Genomic DNA, 16,849 nt, shown 5'->3' with positions numbered 1-16,849 from the left:
CGGGGGCTCAGCCCTGGCACTGCTCCGCTTCGGTCTTCTCGCAGATGTCGCGGATGGTGTCGTAGTACTCGTCGTCGACCGGCAGCGTCGCGTAGAACACGCTGCGGAAGGCGTCGCTGTCGGCCGACTCCACGCCCGACTCGATGATCTGGTCGATCGTGACCTCGCCGAGGATCTCGGTCAGCTGGGCCTTGAGCTCCTCGGGGAGCGTGTCCGAGACGACGATCGGCGCACCCGGCACCATGGTCTCGGCGACGACCTCGACCTTGTCGCTCTTGGCGACCTCGCTGTCCTCGGCGAAGCCCGCCTCGCACTCGACGCCCTCGCCGGTCTTCGTGACCGAGACGTCGTGCTTGCCCGCGAACACCGGGGTGACGTCGGTCTTCGGGTCGATGCCCTCGTTCAGCAGGTTGTAGCTCGGGAACAGGTAGCCCGAGGTCGACGACGGGTCGACGAAGCAGACCTTCTTGCCCGCGAAGCCGGCGAGGTCGGTGATGCCGGAGCCCTTGGGCACGATCGCCTGCGAGTAGTAGCCGGGCTCCTGGCCCTCCTCGGTGATGATCGAGGAGATCGGGGTGATCGCGGCGCCGTTGTTCGTCGCCGTGACGTAGGTGAAGCCCGAGAAGCTCGCGACGTCGATCTTGCCCGCGACCGCGGCCTCGATGAGGGCGGCGTAGTCGGTCGACTCGTGGTACTCGACGGTCTTGCCGGTCTCGGCGGCGATGTAGTCCATGAGCGGCTGGTAGTTCGTCTCGGTGTCGACCGAGTCGGGCACGACGCCGAAGACGAGGGTGTTCTCGTCGACCGCGAACTTCGCGCCCGAGTCGCCCGCCGCGGCGTCGTCGGCCGCGGACGGCGACGCGCAGGCCGCGAGGCCGACGGCGAGCATGGCGGCCGCGGCGAGCGCGGGCCAGGTCTTGGTGCTGAGCTTCATCGGAAACCTTTCGTGACCGCTGCGCCCGGTGCAGGCGCATGCTGTGTTCCGATGGCTCAACGTAGGCAGCGGCCGCCAACACCCGGGGGCGGCACGGTTACCGGAAGGTGAACCCCGCGCGGCGCGTGCGCGCGAGGCTCGTCGGCCGGGCGGAGCGGGCCGAGCCGGGCCGTCGAGCGGACCTAGCGCCGGATGCGACCGGGGCCCATCGCGGCGCCGAGACCGACGGCGACGATGCCCGCGAAGAGCCAGCCGTAGCGGGCGGTGACGACGCCGATCAACGCCAGCACGATGCCGATCACGACGACGACGCGCGCGAGGACGCGCCGGAACCCGGGCCGGGCGAAGAGCCGCGGGCGCCCGGCCGGCTCGTTCATGCCGCGACCGGGAACGCGGTGCCCGTCGCCGCTTCGGCGAACGACCAGAAGCGGGCCCCGACCTCGGGGTCCGTCGAGGTGCGCGTGGGCGTCTGCAGCGTCGGGTCGCCCTTCGTCGACCACCGTGGCCCCCAGAACTGGCCGCCGTGGGCCTCGGGCGCGGTGAGCGCGTGCAGCGTGATCTCGGCGCCGCGGTGCTTGCCCTGGGCCCAGGCCGCCTGGAGCGCATCGGCGAAGCGACTGCCCGCGCTCGGCTCGTTCACGCCGGGCACGCGGGGGGTGCGTCCGCTGATCGAGTAGCCCGGGTGCGCCACGAGGCTCGACACGCTGCTGCCCGCCGACCGCAGCCGCCGGTCGAGTTCGAAGGCGAAGACCTGCGTCGCGATCTTCGACTGCGCGTAGGCGCGCCAGAAGTCGTAGCCGCGTTCGAGCTGGAGGTCGTCGACGCGGAACGTCGACAGCCGGCTCGAGAGCGAGCCGAGCGCGACGACGCGGGCGCCCGGCGCGAGATGCGGCAGGAGCCCCGCGAGCAGCGCGAAGTGGCCGAGCACGTTCGTCGCGAGCACGAGCTCGTTGCCGTCGGGCGACTCGAGCCGCTCGCCGGGCGTGTGCACCATGCCGGCATTCGTCACGACGCCGTCGAAGGCCGGGCGATGCCGCAGCCGTGCGACCCCGGCCCGCACCGAGTCGAGCGAGGCCTGGTCGATCACGATCGGTTCGATGGATGCCTCGGGGCGCGCGCCGCGGATCGCGGCCATCGCGGCCTCGAGCCGCTCGGGGCTGCGCCCGCTGAGCACCACGTGCGCGCCGGCGCCGGCGAGCCGGGCGGCGGTGAAGAAGCCGAGCCCGGCGTTGGCCCCCGTGACGAGGTACCGCTTGCCCGCCTGCGAGGGCAGCTCGAGCGGGTACCAGCCCCGGCGGGCGGGCCGGCTCACAGTTCGCCGGCGGTGCCGCCGCCGTTGGCGAGCTCTTCGTGGTGCTGGATCACCTCGGCGACGACGAAGTTGAACCACTTCTCGGCGAAGGCGGGGTCGAGGTGGGCGTCGATCGCGAGCGCCCGCAGCCGGGCGATCTGCCGCTGCTCCCGGCCCGGATCGCTCGGCGGCAGTCCGTGCTTCGCCTTCAGCCGGCCCACCTGCTGCGTGAACTTGAAGCGTTCGGCGAGCAGGTGGATGAGCGCCGCGTCGATGTTGTCGATGCTCGAGCGGATGCCGAGCAGTTCGCTCATCGCAGCGTCGCGGTCGTCGAAGGCGGGCGGGTTGGTCATGCTTCGAGCGTACCCGCGCGCCCGGCCTGCTGCTTCTGCAGGAGATCGGTCGCCATGGTCGGCCGACACCGCGTCTCGCGTCCGTTCTCTGCAGAAGCAGCGGGGGTCAGGATGTCACGGCCGCGGCCCGGTCGAGCATCGGCTTCGTCGCGAGGAGGCCGAGCCAGACCACGCCGATCCCGCCGGCGAGCACGGCCGCGATGACCGCGAGCGAGAGCGGGGCGACGATGATCGTGATCCCGGTGAGCGGCAGCATCACGACGGCCGCCGTCACCGCCGAGCCGATCGCGGTGATGCGCAGGGGCGACATGACCGCTCGGCGCCGCGCGGCCTCCATCGTCGGGGTCGGCATGCCGAGCATCCCGAGCGACCGGGAGATCTCCGCCCGGTCGAGGATGCCCGCCGCCTGGTTCACGCCGACCGAGCAGGCGACCATGAGGAACGAGCCGACGACGGTGATGAGGATGCCAGTGCGGATGTCGGCGAACAGCAGCATCGACTCGGTGTCGGCGGCCTCGCCGAAGGAGCCGAGCAGCGCGATGCCGGTGCCCGCGAAGACGGCCATGAAGCTCGTCATCGCGACGCCCGAGACCTGCCGCCAGGCCGCCTTCGGCGACTCGAGCACGGTGCGGGCGGCCAGCAGTCGCTGGGGCGTCTTCGCGCGACGGGCCTGCGACTGCGCGACGAGGCGGATCACCCACGGCCCGATGAGGTTCAGCACGGCGAGCGTGCCGCCGAACGCCGCGCCGAGCATCGCGAAGATGGCCATCATCGAGCCGGCGACCTGCAGTGCGCTCATCATGAGGAACGCGACCGCGATGACCGCGAGACCCGCGACGATGCGCACCCAGTGCAGCTTCGGTGCATCCTGCTTCGTCCGTACGCCGAGCGGCGAGATGACGACCTGTCGGAGCCCGAGCACCGCGCTCGCGGCGGCGAGCAGTGCGACGCCGGCGACCACCCCGGCGAGCGCCGGCACCCCGAGCAGCACGCCGTCGCCGCCGAGCGGCTCGCCGCGGAACGGGATGAGCGCGATGAGCGGCACGAGCAGGAAGTAGAGCACGACCCCCGCGAGGGCGCCGACGACCGCCAGCACGACCGATTCGAGCACCGCGAGGGCGGACACTGCGGCGGGCGTCGCACCGAGCAGTCGCAGGGTCGCGAGCCGGTCATCGCGGCGACGGGCCGAGAGCCGTGCTGCGGCGCCGCCGAGCGAGGCGAGGGGCACGACGAGCAGCACGAGCGCGATCACCGCGAGCGCCTGGTAGGTCACACCCATGTCGTCGGTCCAGCTCCAGAACGACTGGGCGCCGCCGAGCACGGTGAGCAGCAGCGCCGTGACGATGGCGAAGGCCGTCACCGGCAGCGCGAGCGGTGCGAGGCCTCCGGTCCCCGGTCGGGCGAGCAGCCAGGCGACGCGGGCGATCACGCGCCGGCCTCCGCGGGCTCGGGCGCAGTCGCCGCCGCGGTCGCGACCGCGCCGGCGCCCGCGGGCACCCGCTCGCCGACGATGCGCCCGTCGCGCATGTCGACGATGCGGGAGCAGAGCCCGGCGACGTCCGCATCGTGCGTGACGACGACGAGCGTGCGGCCCTGGCCGGTGGTCGAGTCGAGCAGCGCCCGCATCACCTCGGCCGAGGTGGTCGAGTCGAGCGCGCCGGTGGGCTCGTCGGCGAACACCACGGCTGCACCGGTGACCTGCGCCCGCGCGATGGCGACGCGCTGCGCCTGACCGCCCGAGAGCTGCCCGATGCGGCGGTCCTCCATGCCCGCGAGCCCCAGGGCGGCGAGCCAGCCGCGGCCGTACTCCTCGGCCCGGGCGCGAGGCATCCCGTTCAGCATCAGCGCGAGCGCGACGTTCTCGACCGCGGTGAGCTCGGGGATCAGCAGCCCCTGCTGGAACACGAAACCGAAGGCCTCACGACGGAGGCGCGAGCGCTCGCGCTCGCCGAGGCCCGTGACCTCGACGCGACCCGCGCCCGACTGGAACGACACGGTGCCGGCGTCAGGACGAACGATGCCGGCGAGGCAGTGCAGCAGCGTCGTCTTACCCGAGCCCGAGGCTCCCATGATGGCGAGCGACTCGCCGGTGCGGACGCGGAGGTCGACGCCCGCGAGCGCGTGCGTCTGGCCGAAGGACTTGACGAGGCCGGATGCCTCGAGCACGAAGGAACTCATGCTTCGAGCCTGCCGGGGCAGGTACCGCGCACGCGTCGGGCGGGAGAGGTATCTCCCGCCCGACGGGGTCATCCCCCCGAATGACCCGTGATCATCACCGGGGCGTGGCCCGCCGGATGACCAGGAACCCCGCGACGGCGGCGACGAGCGCGGCGACGAGCGTCAGGGTGAACACGCCGAGCAGGCCGATGGCGGCGAACCAGCTCATCACCGCCGGCCACGAGTTCGTGAAGGTGAACCCGGCGATGAGGGCGAGCACCAGGGCGACGAAGCTGAAGAAGAGGATCATCATGCCGCGCACCCGCCAGCGCATGTACACCGTCGTCGCACCGGCGCCGACGAACAGCACGAACAGCTGCAGCGAGAAGGTGGTGAAGAAGTCGAACGCCCACCCCGACTGCCCGTACCAGAGCGTGTCGAACATGCCGGCGCCGATCCACCAGCCGCCGGTCGCCTTCTCGAGCTGCACGAGGGTCGCGATCGCGACGGCCATCTCGGCGGCGACGAACACGAACATCGCACTCAGGCCGAGCCAGTAGTCGCGACGCGTCGAACCGAAGCCGAGTGCGAACGAGAAGGTGAAGGCGACGGCCTGCACGCCGACGGCCACGAGGTACCACTGCGGCGAGAGCACCGCCCAGCTGTAGCGGAACCCCTCCTGCATGTCGGCGGCGGAAGCGCCCGCGCCCTGGATGATGAGCGCGATGACCATCGTGACGGCCCAGGCTGCGCCGAGGATGAGCCAGGGGATGCCGAAGAAGATCGAGGGATTCACCGCGAGCAAACGCACGATGCGCCAGATCTCGCCGACTCGGACCCGGCTCGGCACGGCGGCCTCGCGTTCGGCGGTGCCGGCGGTGGTGGTGACGGTGGTCATGCTGCGGCCTCCTGTTCGGTCGAACCGGCGAGGTCGGTGCCGGTGAGATGGACGATGAGCTGCTGGAGCGACACGGGTGCGAGCTCAAGCCCGAGCTCGGCCGCACGCACGCGCTCGGCCTGGTCGAGCCGCCCGTCGATGGTGACGGAGGCGAGCCCGCCGAGCCCCTCGCGCCCGATCACCGGGCGATCGGCGACGAACTGCTCGACGGCCGCACGTGCGCCCGCGATCGTCGTCGCCGAGCCGCGCACCTCGTCGGCATCGCGGTCGAGGAGGATCCGGCCCTGGTCGATCAGGATGACGTGCTCGAGCAGGTTCGCGACCTCGTCGATCAGGTGCGTCGAGAGCACGATCGTGCGGGGGTGCGCGACGTAGTCCTCGAGCAGCCGGTCGTAGAAGATGTGGCGCGCGACCGCGTCGAGACCCAGGTACGGCTCGTCGAAGAAGGTGAGCGGCGCCCGGGAGGCGAGACCGACGATGACGCCGACCGCCGAGAGCTGCCCTCGGCTGAGCTTCTTGATGGGGCGCTTGAGCGGGAGCCGGAAGTCGGCGACGAGCCGGTCGGCGAACTCCTGGTCCCAGTTCTCGAAGAACCACGGCGCGGCCTTGAAGACGTGCCTGGGGCCGAAGTCCTCGGGGTAGCGCTGCGACTCGGCGATGAAGCAGAGGCGTCGCAGCACGTCGGCGTGCTCGGCCGGGGTTCGCCCGAAGACCTCGATCTCGCCGCCGTTCGGGAAGAGCTGCCCGGTGAGCAGCTGCATGATCGTGGTCTTGCCGGCGCCGTTGCGGCCGAGGAGCCCGTAGATGCGGTTCTCCTCGAGCGCGAAGTCGATGCCGTCGATGGCGGTGAAGTCGCCGTAGCGCTTCGTGAGTCCGGATACCCGGGCCACGGTGGTGGTCATGATGCGGTCCTCTCGGATCTGAGTGCGGCGAGCATGCCCGCCAGGTCGGCGACGTCGATGCCGAGCTTGTCGGCCTCGACGAGGAGTGGTCTGAGGTACTGGGCGCTGAACTCGGCCCGCCGCCGTTCGATGAGGCGATCGCGGGCGCCGACGGTCACGAACATGCCGATCCCCCGTCGCTTCTCCACGAATCCGTCGTCGACAAGACGACCCACCCCCTTCAGTGCTGTTGCCGGGTTCACCCTGAGGAACGCGGCGAACTCGTTGATCGACGGGATCTGCGACCCCTCGGGCAGCGCCCCGTCGATGATGTCGTTCTCGAGCTGTTCCGCGATCTGGATGAAGATCGGCCGCGAGTCGTCCATGCCCGCCTATCTCTGGTGCGACGATGCGAGTGCTTCGCAAGTTGGTTAGTTACTTCACCAACTAACCAACCACCCTTGCGCGCAGATGTCAACCCCCAGTCGGTCGAGTAGGCCTGAACGCGCTACGCGCCCGCCCGGCGGCGCCGACCGAACCGCAGCCGCCCCTGCGTCAGCAGGATGCCGACGAGCACGAGCGCCGCGCCGAGCGGCTCGTGCCACGAGAAGCGCTCGCCGAGGAGCACCACCCCGAGTGCGACCCCGACGACCGGCGTCACGTAGGTCACCGTCGAGGTGCCGGTCGGTCCCCACGCGCGCAGCACGTTGATGTTCCAGATGTAGGCGAGTCCGGTGCCGAGCACGCCGAGCGCGACGAGCGACAGCGCGATGGGCCAGTCGAGCTCGACCGGGCCGATCGCGACCACGGGCGTCAGCGCGAGCATGACGACGGCCGACACCCCGATCGAGAGGAAGGCGAACGTCGCCGGCGCGATCGGGCGGCCGCTCAGGAACCGCCGCTGGTACCCGAAGGTGAAGCCGTAGCAGGCGGTCGCGACGAGGCAGGCGAGCTGGCCCGCGACACTGCCGGTGAGCGCCGTGATCTGCCACGGGCCGATCACGACGAGCACCCCGAGGATGCCGACGCCGACGCCCGCCCAACGGCTGAGCCCGAGCCGCTCGACCCGGAACACGAGCGTCGCCATGAGCGCCGTCATGATCGGGGTCGTCGCGTTGTAGATCGAGGCGAGGCTCGACGACACGTACTGCTCTGCCCACGCGAAGCACAGGTACGGGATCACGCAGGTCGTGAGCGACACCACGAGGAAGTGCCCCCACACCGCGGGTTCGCGGGGCAGCACCGGCCCCGGCGTGCCGTCGGGAGCCGTCACGCGCGGCCGCGTCACGAGCACGATGGCCCCGAGCGCGAGCGCGCCGAGCAGGGTGCGCGACCACGCGACCTGCCCGAACGACACCCCGTCGAGCGCGACCTTCATGAAGAGGAAGCTGGCACCCCACACGAGCCCCATCGCGAGGAACTGCAGCCACGTCGACAGCCGCTTCGGGGTCGGCGACGCGGATGCCCCGGATGCCGCGGCGGGGGCTTCGATCTGCTCGGTGCTGCTCACCCACCGAGGCTACGGCGGCGCTCCCCCGCCCGGAACCGTCTGGGAACTCGGTGTCCGGAATCCGCCGAAGAACGGCAGGGCGCGACATCCCGCCGCCCTCGAAACCGGCCGCGCACAGGCATATGCTGACGCCCATGAGCGAATTCGACGTCGTCGTCCTCGGCGCGGGCCCCGGCGGCTACGTCGCCGCGATCCGCGCCGCACAACTCGGCCTGAAGGTCGCGGTCATCGAGGAGCGGTACTGGGGCGGCGTGTGCCTCAACGTCGGCTGCATCCCCTCGAAGGCGCTGCTGCGCAACGCCGAGCTCGCGCACATCTTCCACGACCAGGCCGCGACCTTCGGCATCTCGGGCGACGTGCACTTCGACTTCGGCGCCGCGTTCGACCGCAGCCGCCAGGTCTCGGAGAAGCACGTCAAGGGCGTGCACTTCCTGATGAAGAAGAACGGCATCACCGAGTTCGACGGGCGCGGGTCGTTCCGCGACGCGAACACGATCGACGTGGCGAAGGCCGACGGCTCGGTCGAGACGGTGACGTTCCGAAATGCGATCATCGCGACCGGCTCCCGCGTGCGGCTCCTGCCCGGCGTGCAGCTCTCGCAGAACGTCGTCACCTATGAGACGCAGATCCTCACCCGCGACCTGCCCCGTTCGATCGCGATCGTCGGCGCCGGCGCCATCGGCATGGAGTTCGCCTACGTGCTGCGCAACTACGGCGTCGAGGTCACCGTCATCGAGTTCCTCGACCGGGCGCTGCCCAACGAAGACGTGGAGGTCTCGAAGGAGATCACCCGGCAGTACCGCAACCTCGGCGTCCCGATCCTGTCGTCGACGAAGGTCGAGCAGGTCGTCGACGACGGCACCTCGGTCACCGTGTCATACACCGGCGCCGACGGGCAGCCGGGCTCGCTCGTCGCCGACAAGGCGCTCATCTCGGTCGGCTTCGCCCCGAATGTCGAGGGCTTCGGGCTCGAGAACGCGGGCGTCGAGCTCACCGAGCGCGGCGCGATCGCCATCGACGAGCGGATGCGCACGAACGTGCCGCACATCTACGCCATCGGCGACGTGACCGCGAAGCTCATGCTCGCGCACGTGGCCGAGGCGCAGGGCGTCGTCGCGGCTGAGACCATCGGCGACGCCGAGACCATGGAGCTCGGCGACTACCGGATGATGCCGCGCGCGACGTTCTGCTCGCCGCAGGTCGCGAGCTTCGGACTCACCGAGCAGCAGGCCCGTGACGAGGGCTACGACGTGGTCGTCGCCAAGTTCCCGTTCACCGCGAACGGCAAGGCGAACGGCCTCGGCGACCCGGTCGGCTTCGTGAAGCTCGTCGCCGATGCGAAGCACCTCGAACTCCTCGGCGGCCACCTCATCGGACCCGACGTCTCGGAGCTGCTGCCCGAGCTCACGCTCGCCCAGAAGTGGGACCTCGGCGCGCTCGAGCTGGCCCGCAACGTGCACACCCACCCCACCCTGTCGGAGGCGCTGCAGGAGGCCTTCCACGGCCTCGCGGGGCACATGATCAACATGTAGTGCGGTCGGTCGAGTCGGCGCGAAGCGTCGTATCGAGACCGGCGCACTGCACGAGTGAAAGGCGGAACCCATGAACTGGCTCATCGTCATCGTCGGCGCGCTGCTGACCGTCATCGGCGGCGTCTGGCTGTTTCAGGGCCTCGGACTGCTGCCGGGCTCCGTGATGTCCGGCTCGACGCTCTGGTTGATCATCGGCGCGCTCGTCGCCGCCGTGGGGCTCGGCCTCATCGGCTGGGCGATCGCCCGCCTGCGCCGCCGCGGCTCGCCTTCGTGAACCGAAGCGGGCGGATGCCTCGGGGCTGACCCCGGGGCATCCGCCCGATCGGTTTCGACACGGTTGGGACAGGCGGTGCCGCCGTGTCGAGTGCTGCCCGGCGGCGGGCCCCCACCCGCCGCCGGAACCCTAGTGCTGCGACGCCTTCTCGGCGCCGACGCCGGTGAGCGAGCGAACCTCCATCTCGGACTGCTTGAGGGGGTCCTCCTTGCCCTTGTCGAGCACCGTGCCGAGCCAGCCGAGGAAGAAGGCGAGCGGGATCGAGACGATGCCGGGGTTCGACAGCGGGAAGAACGCGAAGTCGATCGCCTCGGTCTTCAGCATCGACGTCTCGGAGCCCGAGACGACCGGCGAGAAGATGATCAGCAGGATCGCCGAGGCGAGGCCGCCGTACATGCTCCAGAGGGCGCCCTTCGTGGTGAAGCGCTTCCAGAAGAGCGAGTACACGATCGTCGGCAGGTTGGCCGAGGCCGCGACCGCGAAGGCGAGCGCCACGAGGAACGCGACGTTCTGTCCGTTCGCCCCGATGCCGCCGATGATCGCCACGATGCCGATGATCACGACCGTGCGGCGCGCGACCTTCACCTCGGCGCCGGCCTCGGGCTTGCCCTTCTTCACGACCGACGCGTAGATGTCGTGCGCGAAGGAGGCCGCCGCCGTGATCGTGAGGCCGGCGACGACCGCGAGGATCGTCGCGAACGCGATCGCCGAGATCAGGCCGAGCAGCAGCGGGCCGCCGAGCTCGAACGCGAGCAGCGGGGCCGCCGAGTTCGGGCCGCCGGGGGCCGCGGCGATGACGTCGGCGCCCACGAGGGCGGCGGCGCCGTAGCCGAGGACGAGCGTGAACACGTAGAAGATGCCGATGAGCCAGATCGCCCAGACGACCGACTTGCGGGCCTCCTTCGCGGTGGGCACCGTGTAGAACCGCATGAGCACGTGCGGCAGCGCCGCGGTGCCGAGCACCAGCGCGAGACCCAGCGAGAGGAAGTCGACCTTCGCGATGTCGGAGACGCCGTACTTCAGGCCCGGGTTCAGGATCTCGGGGTTGCCTGCGGTCGCGACCGCGTTCTCGAGCAGGGTCGAGAAGTTGAACCCGTTGAGCGCGAGCACCCAGACCGTCATCACGCCGGCGCCCGCGATGAGCAGGATCGCCTTGATGATCTGCACCCAGGTGGTGCCCTTCATGCCGCCGATGAGCACGTAGAGGATCATGAGCGCGCCGACGACGGTGATGACGACCGCCTGGCCGACCTGGTCGCCGATGCCGAGCAGCAGCGAGACGAGCCCGCCGGCGCCGGCCATCTGGGCGAGCAGGTAGAAGAAGCAGACGACGAGCGTCGTCGTCGCGGCGGCGATGCGCACCGGCTTCTGCTTCAACCGGAACGAGAGCACGTCGGCCATCGTGAACTTGCCGGTGTTGCGCAGCAGCTCGGCGACGAGCAGCAGCGCGACGAGCCACGCCACGAGGAACCCGATCGAGTAGAGGAACCCGTCGTACCCGGTGATCGCGATCGCGCCGACGATGCCGAGGAACGACGCCGCGGAGAGGTAGTCGCCCGCGATCGCCGAGCCGTTCTGGCCGCCGGTGAACGAGCGGCCGGCGGCGTAGTAGTCGGCGGCGGTCTTGTTGTTGCGGCTCGCGCGGAACACGATGATCATCGTGATCGCGACGAAGGCGCCGAAGATCGCGATGTTGAGCCAGGGCTCGCCGGGGGCGGCGGCCGGGGCGGCGTCCGCCGCGCGCACGATGGTGTCGAGGCTCATCGGGCCACCCCCTCGGGAGCGAACTGGGCGGTCTCGATCTCGTCGCGGATCTCACCGGCGAGCGGGTCGAGGCGGCGGTTGGCGTAGCTGACGTACCAGGTGGTGACGGCGAAGGTCGTGACGACCTGCGCCAGGCCGAGCAGCATCGCGACGTTCACGTTGCCCCAGACGGGCGTGGACATGAAGTCGTGCGCGTAGCTCGCGAGCAGCACGTAGGCGAGATACCAGGCGAGGCACGCACCGAGCACCGGGAAGACGAACCTCCGGTGCCTCGAACGCAGCTGCTGGAACTCGGGGGATTGTTGCACCGCGCGGTAGTCGACGGGCCTGGCCGTCTCGTTCTCCGCGCTCAGGGCGTCGTTGCCCATGGCGTCTCCTTCATCGGGGTGATCTTCCTTCGGGGGTGATCTGCACCGGGCGTCGGCGGGAGTCGCCTTCGCTGCGTTGCGTGCGCCCACTCTCGTACGCCCCGCCCGCCGCGTGGGGCGGTCGCCGTTCGTCGTCGCCGAACGGCATCGACCGTGCGACGAACGGCGGAGCGGGTTCGACGAGCGACGGGTGGCCCGGCGGCCGAGCGATTACGCTGGCCTCCATGCCCGAGTCGATGCTGCTCGCCGCCGTCCTCGGCGCGGTCGGCGGGGCGCTCGCGGTCGGGCTCGTGCTCTTCCTCCGCCGGCTGGTGCTCGCGTCGAAGGAGCTCGGCACCGACGCCGAACAGGCCACGTACCAGACGCTGCACCTCGCCTCGAGGGCGGCGAAGCACCTGCGCGGCGGCATCGACGGCCCCGATGCGCAGCGCGCGGGCAAGCACCTGCGCGCCCTCCTCGGCGCCGACAGCCTCGCGATCGCCGACCGTGCGGGCACCATCGCGATCGACGGCGACGACGCCGTGCGGCAGGTCGCCGAGCGGCTCGTCGCCGAGGTGCTGGCCGGCGGCCGGGCCCAGGTGCAGCGCCGCATCCCCGTCGGCGCGTGGGAGACCGACGCCGTCGCCGCGCCCATCGTCGGCGGCACGGGGCCGGTCGGCGCGATCGTCGCCTTCGCCTCGCCGGTTCGGGCCGGGCTCGTGCGCGCCACCGGGGAGGTCGCCGACTGGGTGGCCGCGCAGGTCGAGCTGGGCGAGCTGGATGCCTCGCGCGCCGCCCTCGCCGAGGCCGAGGTGCGTGCGCTCCGGGCCCAGATCAGCCCGCACTTCATCTACAACTCGCTCAACGCCATCGCCTCGTTCATCAACACCGACCCGCAGAAGGCCCGAGAGCTCGTGCTCGAGTTCGCCGACTTCACCCGCTACTCGTTCCGGCGCCACGGCGACTTCACGACCGTCGCGGAGGAGCTGCGCTCGATCGACAGCTACCTGAAGCTCGAACGCGCCCGCTTCGGCGACCGGCTGAAGGTGACCCTGCAGATCGCCCCCGAGGTGCTCTCGACGGTGGTGCCGTTCCTCTCGATCCAGCCGCTCGTCGAGAACGCGGTGCGGCACGGGCTCGAGTCGAAGGAGGGCGGCGGGCGCATCACGATCGAGGCGTCCGACTCGGGCGCCTTCGCCGAGCTCAGCGTCGAGGACGACGGCGTGGGCATCGACCCCGAGACGCTGGCCCTCGCGCTCGCGGGCGGCACCGCGAGCGGCGAGCACGTCGGCCTCCGCAACGTCGATGCGCGACTCCGCCAGGTGTACGGCGAGGAGCACGGGCTCGTGGTCGAGACGAACCTCGGCGCCGGCACGCTCGTGCGGATGCGCGTGCCGAAGGCGGGCCCCCGCCGAGATGGGAGGATCACCCCATGATCTCCGTGCTCATCGCCGATGACGAGCAGCCGGCCATCGACGAGCTGGCGTTCCTGCTCCGCCAGGACCCGCGCATCGGCGTCATCCACCAGGCGTCGTCCGGCGCCGAGGCGATCCGCCTGCTCACCCGCGAGCCGGTCGACGCGGCGTTCCTCGACATCCACATGCCCGGGCTCACGGGCTTCGACCTCGCGCGCGCCCTCGGCCGGTTCGAGCACCGCCCGGTGCTCGTCTTCGTCACCGCCGACGAAGAGGGGGCGCTCGAGGCCTTCGACCTCGCCGCCGTCGACTACCTCCTGAAGCCCGTGCGCACCGAGCGGCTGCACCGCTCGATCGGGCGGGTGGTCGAGGCGATCGCTGCGGCGAGCGCGAGCGCCGCGGGCCGGGGCGCGCCCGAGGCATCCGCACCGCCCGAGATGATCGCGGTGACGCTCGGCGGCACGACCCGCATGATCCGCCGCGACGACGTGCGCTACGTGCAGGCGCAGGGCGACTACGCGCGCCTGCACACCGAGGAGGCGAGCTACCTCGTGCGCGTGCCGATGGCCGACCTCGAGCGGCAGTGGGCCGAGGCGGGCTTCGTCAGGGTGCACCGCTCGTACCTCGTGTCGCTCGCGCACGTCTCGCGGGTGCGGCTCGGCGCCGACCATCCGAGCGTCGTGGTCGGCCAGGCCGAGCTGCCCGTGAGCCGGCGGCTGCTGCCCGGGCTGCGCGACCGGCTCGAGCAGGCGACGCTGCGGGCGCGGCCATGAGCGAGGAGCGGCCGCAGCGGGTGCGGGTGACCGCGCCGCGCCGGGGCGCGGGCGAGGCATCCGCCCGGCCGGCCGGCCGGCCCGGGCGGCGCGAGCCGAGCGACGTGCAGGGCGTCTACGTGCGCTCGCTCATCCGCTCGCAGCTGCGGTTGGCGCTCACCGTCGCGGCCGGCTTCGTGGTCGCCACCGTGCTGTACGTCGTCGCGATCGCCCTCGTGCCCGACCTCGACCGCACCTTCGTGCTCGGGGTGCCGGCCTCGTGGCTGCTGCTCGGCTTCGGCGTCTACCCGCTCGCGATCACCGTCGGCGTGCTCTACGTGCGGGCCGCCGCGCGCAACGAGGCCCGCTACCGCGCCCTGGCGGAGGACGAGGACTCGTGAACCCCGCCGTCGGCTACACCGCGATCGTCGCCGTCGCGCTCGCCTCGGCGGTCATCGGCTTCTACGGCCTGCGGGTCTCGCGCACGACGAGCGACTTCTACGTCGCGAGCCGCACGGTGCGCCCGTGGTGGAACGCCTCGGCGATCGGCGGCGAGTACCTGTCGGCGGCGTCGTTCCTCGGCATCGCGGGGCTCATCCTGCTGACGGGTGCGTCGGCGCTGTGGTTCCCCATCGGGTACACGGCGGGATACCTCATGCTGCTGCTCTTCGTCGCCGCTCCCCTGCGGCGCAGCGGCGCGTACACGATCCCCGACTTCACCGAGGCGCGCCTCGAGTCGCTCGCGGCCCGGCGGGTGACGAGCCTCCTCGTCATCGTGGTCGGCTGGTTCTACATCGTGCCGCAGCTGCAGGGCGCGGCCCTCACGGTGCGCATCACGACGGGGCTGCCCGCGTGGGCGGGGTCGGTCGCGGTCGCGGTGATCGTCGCGGTCGTGGTTGCGGCGGGCGGCATGCGCTCGATCACCTTCGTGCAGGCGTTCCAGTTCTGGCTGAAGCTCACGGCGCTCGCGGTGCCGGTGATCGCCCTGCTCCTCGTCGTCGGCGGCGGGGATGTCGCGGCCGAGCTGCCGCCGGTCGCCGCGTTCCCGCCCGAGGCGGGCCCCGGCGACCTCGAGGTGTACCGCACCGTGTCGCTCATGGTCGCGCTGCTCTTCGGCACCCTCGGACTCCCCCACGTGCTGGTGCGCTTCTACACGAACCCCGACGGCGTCGCCGCGCGCCGCACGACCGTCATCGTGCTCGTGCTGCTCAGCGTCTTCTACCTGTTCCCGACCGCCTTCGGGTTCCTCGGGCGGGCGTTCGCCCCCGACCTCGCGGCGCCGGGCGACGCCGACGCGCTCATCCTGCTGCTGCCCGATCGGCTCGTGCCGGGCCTCGCCGGCGAGCTGCTGACGGCGCTCGTCATCGCGGGCGCGTTCGCCGCGTTCCTCTCGACGTCGTCGGGGCTCGTCGTCTCGCTCGCGGGCGTCATCAGCCAGGACCTGCTGGGCGGCAGCGTGCGCGGCTTCCGGATCGCCGCGGTCGTCTCGACCGTCGTGCCCCTCGCCGTCGCCCTCGCGACGGAGTCGGCCGGGCTCGCCGGCAGCGTCGGCCTCGTCTTCGCCTTCACCGCGTCGACCCTCTGCCCGATGCTCGTGCTCGGAATCTGGTGGCGCGGACTCACCGCGCGCGGCGCGATCTCGGGCATGCTCACCGGGGCGGCGCTCTCGGGCGCCGCGATCCTCGGGGGCGGGGCGCTCGGTGCGGCGGTGCCGGCACTGCGCCCGTTCCTCGAGCAGCCGGCCGCGTGGACGGTGCCGATCGCCGTGCTCGTCACGATCGTCGTCTCACGGCTCGACCGACGCGGCGCCCCGACCGGCACCGAGGCCTACCTCCGTCGGCTGCACGTGCCCGAGCGGCCGTGAATCGGACGGCACGACGGCGGCGTGACGGCGGCGCTGAACTAGGCTGTCCCGGTGCTCCTCGCCATCGCCGTCTCCGTGCTCGTGGGCGCGGCGGCCCAGCGGGTGACCGGCATGGGCTTCGCGCTCATCGCCTCCCCCGCCCTCGTGATCCTGCTGGGGCCCTTCGACGGCGTCATCGTCGTGAACCTCTGCGCGGTGCTCTCGTCGCTGCTGATCCTGCCGCGGGTGTGGCGCGACGTCGAGTGGCGCCGTTTCACGTGGCTCGTGCTCCCCGCGTTCGTCGGCACCGCAGCCGGCGCCCTCGTCGCGACCCTCGTGCCCGGCCCGGTGCTGCAGCTCGGGGTCGGCGTGCTCGCGATCGTCGCCCTCACGGTGACGCTGCTCGTGACCCGGACCGAGCACACGGCGAGCGGCCCCGCCCCGGCGATCATCGCGGGCACCGCCTCGGGCTTCATGAACGCCTCCGCCGGCGTCGGCGGGCCCGCGCTCAGCGTGTACGCCGTCGCGACCCGCTGGCCGCAGACGGCCTTCGCGGCGACGGCGCAGGCGTACTTCGTGGCGATCGGTGCGGCCGCGCTCACGGGCAAGCTCGCGGCGACGGGCTGGGCGTGGCCGGCGCTCGACGCCGGGGCCTGGCCGTTCATCGTCGGCGCGCTGCTCGTCGGGCTCGTCGCCGGCGAGTGGCTCGCCCCGCGCGTCGGCCATCGTGCCGCACGCGCCGCGGTCATCGTCATCGCCTACCTCGGCGGCGCGGCCGCCCTCGTCGACGGCGCGATCGACCTGCTGTCGTGACCTCCCGCCCGCGCTGAACCCGACCCCGCGACCGAACCCGACCCGTACGGGGTTCGCACACCGAAACGGGACTCGGACGCGAAAC

At 71.7% G+C, this 16,849-nt stretch carries 19 protein-coding genes; 7 read left to right on the top strand and 12 right to left on the bottom strand.

All coding sequences use genetic code 11. The features are described 5' to 3' along the window. Nucleotides 1–7: 7 nt before the first annotated feature. The 10 genes from ACFVAJ_RS09105 to ACFVAJ_RS09060 form a co-directional block, all read right to left on the bottom strand. A complete protein-coding gene (locus tag ACFVAJ_RS09105; RefSeq protein WP_376943308.1) occupies nt 8–934 on the bottom strand; it encodes a phosphate/phosphite/phosphonate ABC transporter substrate-binding protein in 927 nt (308 codons plus the stop codon). Between the two features lie 182 nt (nt 935–1,116). After that, nucleotides 1,117–1,311, bottom strand: coding sequence for a hypothetical protein (locus ACFVAJ_RS09100; protein WP_376943306.1), 195 nt, complete (start codon nt 1,309–1,311; stop codon nt 1,117–1,119). Continuing rightward, a complete protein-coding gene (locus ACFVAJ_RS09095) occupies nt 1,308–2,246 on the bottom strand; it encodes an SDR family NAD(P)-dependent oxidoreductase (RefSeq protein ID WP_376943304.1) in 939 nt (312 codons plus the stop codon). The genes ACFVAJ_RS09100 and ACFVAJ_RS09095 overlap by 4 nt, the downstream gene beginning before the upstream one ends. After that, nucleotides 2,243–2,578 (bottom strand): chorismate mutase, encoded by a 336-nt coding sequence (locus ACFVAJ_RS09090; RefSeq protein WP_376943302.1) that lies wholly within the window; start codon nt 2,576–2,578, stop codon nt 2,243–2,245. Before ACFVAJ_RS09090 ends, ACFVAJ_RS09095 begins: the two co-directional genes overlap by 4 nt. 106 nt (nt 2,579–2,684) lie before the next feature. Then, entirely contained in the window at nt 2,685–4,007 is a 1,323-nt protein-coding gene (locus ACFVAJ_RS09085; RefSeq protein WP_376943300.1) for an FtsX-like permease family protein, read from the bottom strand. Next, nucleotides 4,004–4,756, bottom strand: a complete 753-nt coding sequence (locus ACFVAJ_RS09080) for an ABC transporter ATP-binding protein (protein ID WP_376943298.1) — start codon at nt 4,754–4,756, stop codon at nt 4,004–4,006. The genes ACFVAJ_RS09085 and ACFVAJ_RS09080 overlap by 4 nt, the downstream gene beginning before the upstream one ends. Before the next feature lie 94 nt (nt 4,757–4,850). Further along, on the bottom strand, nt 4,851–5,633 hold the full coding sequence (locus tag ACFVAJ_RS09075) for a hypothetical protein (RefSeq protein WP_376943296.1): 783 nt from the start codon (nt 5,631–5,633) through the stop codon (nt 4,851–4,853). Beyond that, nucleotides 5,630–6,535, bottom strand: a complete 906-nt coding sequence (locus ACFVAJ_RS09070; protein ID WP_376943294.1) for an ABC transporter ATP-binding protein — start codon at nt 6,533–6,535, stop codon at nt 5,630–5,632. Before ACFVAJ_RS09070 ends, ACFVAJ_RS09075 begins: the two co-directional genes overlap by 4 nt. Next, nucleotides 6,532–6,900 carry a GntR family transcriptional regulator gene (locus tag ACFVAJ_RS09065; RefSeq protein ID WP_376943292.1) on the bottom strand — a complete coding sequence of 123 codons (369 nt, stop codon included), beginning with the start codon at nt 6,898–6,900 and terminating at the stop codon, nt 6,532–6,534. Before ACFVAJ_RS09065 ends, ACFVAJ_RS09070 begins: the two co-directional genes overlap by 4 nt. A 122-nt stretch (nt 6,901–7,022) precedes the next feature. Further along, entirely contained in the window at nt 7,023–7,952 is a 930-nt protein-coding gene (locus ACFVAJ_RS09060; protein ID WP_376944617.1) for a DMT family transporter, read from the bottom strand. A gap of 206 nt (nt 7,953–8,158) precedes the next feature. Here ACFVAJ_RS09060 and lpdA point away from each other — a divergent pair, with 206 nt between their 5' ends. Then, the gene (lpdA, locus tag ACFVAJ_RS09055; protein ID WP_376943290.1) at nt 8,159–9,556 is read left to right on the top strand and encodes a dihydrolipoyl dehydrogenase; all 1,398 of its coding nucleotides are present in this window, start codon (nt 8,159–8,161) and stop codon (nt 9,554–9,556) included. Between the two features lie 70 nt (nt 9,557–9,626). Further along, complete coding sequence (locus ACFVAJ_RS09050) at nt 9,627–9,830, top strand: hypothetical protein (protein ID WP_376943288.1); 204 nt, start codon at nt 9,627–9,629, stop codon at nt 9,828–9,830. A 129-nt stretch (nt 9,831–9,959) separates the two neighbouring features. Here the strand turns inward: ACFVAJ_RS09050 and ACFVAJ_RS09045 are convergent, their stop codons facing one another. Then, nucleotides 9,960–11,594 carry a cation acetate symporter gene (locus ACFVAJ_RS09045; protein ID WP_376943285.1) on the bottom strand — a complete coding sequence of 545 codons (1,635 nt, stop codon included), beginning with the start codon at nt 11,592–11,594 and terminating at the stop codon, nt 9,960–9,962. After that, on the bottom strand, nt 11,591–11,962 hold the full coding sequence (locus tag ACFVAJ_RS09040; RefSeq protein WP_376943283.1) for a DUF485 domain-containing protein: 372 nt from the start codon (nt 11,960–11,962) through the stop codon (nt 11,591–11,593). Before ACFVAJ_RS09040 ends, ACFVAJ_RS09045 begins: the two co-directional genes overlap by 4 nt. Before the next feature lie 224 nt (nt 11,963–12,186). Between ACFVAJ_RS09040 and ACFVAJ_RS09035 the strand changes: the two genes are divergently transcribed. The 5 genes from ACFVAJ_RS09035 to ACFVAJ_RS09015 are packed head-to-tail and all read left to right on the top strand — an operon-like array spanning nt 12,187 to nt 16,764. Beyond that, nucleotides 12,187–13,377 carry a sensor histidine kinase gene (locus tag ACFVAJ_RS09035; protein WP_376943280.1) on the top strand — a complete coding sequence of 397 codons (1,191 nt, stop codon included), beginning with the start codon at nt 12,187–12,189 and terminating at the stop codon, nt 13,375–13,377. Further along, on the top strand, nt 13,374–14,129 hold the full coding sequence (locus ACFVAJ_RS09030; RefSeq protein WP_376943277.1) for a LytR/AlgR family response regulator transcription factor: 756 nt from the start codon (nt 13,374–13,376) through the stop codon (nt 14,127–14,129). Before ACFVAJ_RS09035 ends, ACFVAJ_RS09030 begins: the two co-directional genes overlap by 4 nt. Further along, the gene (locus ACFVAJ_RS09025) at nt 14,126–14,509 is read left to right on the top strand and encodes a hypothetical protein (RefSeq protein ID WP_376943275.1); all 384 of its coding nucleotides are present in this window, start codon (nt 14,126–14,128) and stop codon (nt 14,507–14,509) included. Before ACFVAJ_RS09030 ends, ACFVAJ_RS09025 begins: the two co-directional genes overlap by 4 nt. Next, nucleotides 14,506–15,972 (top strand): cation acetate symporter, encoded by a 1,467-nt coding sequence (locus tag ACFVAJ_RS09020; RefSeq protein WP_376943272.1) that lies wholly within the window; start codon nt 14,506–14,508, stop codon nt 15,970–15,972. The genes ACFVAJ_RS09025 and ACFVAJ_RS09020 overlap by 4 nt, the downstream gene beginning before the upstream one ends. Nucleotides 15,973–16,023: 51 nt before the next feature. After that, a complete protein-coding gene (locus tag ACFVAJ_RS09015; RefSeq protein WP_376943270.1) occupies nt 16,024–16,764 on the top strand; it encodes a TSUP family transporter in 741 nt (246 codons plus the stop codon). Nucleotides 16,765–16,849 lie beyond the last annotated feature (85 nt).

Origin of the sequence: Agromyces sp. NPDC057679, assembly GCF_042799635.1 — a bacterium.
Classification (GTDB): domain Bacteria; phylum Actinomycetota; class Actinomycetes; order Actinomycetales; family Microbacteriaceae; genus Agromyces.
This window is presented reverse-complemented; position numbering and strand designations above follow the sequence as displayed.

Bases quoted from the DNA above. Each gene is read 5' to 3' on its own strand.
- ACFVAJ_RS09105 (WP_376943308.1), bottom strand. From the start codon at position 934: ATGAAGCTCAGCACCAAGACCTGGCCCGCGCTCGCCGCGGCCGCCATG.
- ACFVAJ_RS09100 (WP_376943306.1), bottom strand. From the start codon at position 1,311: ATGAACGAGCCGGCCGGGCGCCCGCGGCTCTTCGCCCGGCCCGGGTTC.
- ACFVAJ_RS09090 (WP_376943302.1), bottom strand. From the start codon at position 2,578: ATGACCAACCCGCCCGCCTTCGACGACCGCGACGCTGCGATGAGCGAA.
- ACFVAJ_RS09080 (WP_376943298.1), bottom strand. From the start codon at position 4,756: ATGAGTTCCTTCGTGCTCGAGGCATCCGGCCTCGTCAAGTCCTTCGGC.
- ACFVAJ_RS09075 (WP_376943296.1), bottom strand. From the start codon at position 5,633: ATGACCACCGTCACCACCACCGCCGGCACCGCCGAACGCGAGGCCGCC.
- ACFVAJ_RS09070 (WP_376943294.1), bottom strand. From the start codon at position 6,535: ATGACCACCACCGTGGCCCGGGTATCCGGACTCACGAAGCGCTACGGC.
- ACFVAJ_RS09065 (WP_376943292.1), bottom strand. From the start codon at position 6,900: ATGGACGACTCGCGGCCGATCTTCATCCAGATCGCGGAACAGCTCGAG.
- lpdA (WP_376943290.1), top strand. From the start codon at position 8,159: ATGAGCGAATTCGACGTCGTCGTCCTCGGCGCGGGCCCCGGCGGCTAC.
- ACFVAJ_RS09050 (WP_376943288.1), top strand. From the start codon at position 9,627: ATGAACTGGCTCATCGTCATCGTCGGCGCGCTGCTGACCGTCATCGGC.
- ACFVAJ_RS09045 (WP_376943285.1), bottom strand. From the start codon at position 11,594: ATGAGCCTCGACACCATCGTGCGCGCGGCGGACGCCGCCCCGGCCGCC.
- ACFVAJ_RS09040 (WP_376943283.1), bottom strand. From the start codon at position 11,962: ATGGGCAACGACGCCCTGAGCGCGGAGAACGAGACGGCCAGGCCCGTC.
- ACFVAJ_RS09035 (WP_376943280.1), top strand. From the start codon at position 12,187: ATGCCCGAGTCGATGCTGCTCGCCGCCGTCCTCGGCGCGGTCGGCGGG.
- ACFVAJ_RS09030 (WP_376943277.1), top strand. From the start codon at position 13,374: ATGATCTCCGTGCTCATCGCCGATGACGAGCAGCCGGCCATCGACGAG.
- ACFVAJ_RS09025 (WP_376943275.1), top strand. From the start codon at position 14,126: ATGAGCGAGGAGCGGCCGCAGCGGGTGCGGGTGACCGCGCCGCGCCGG.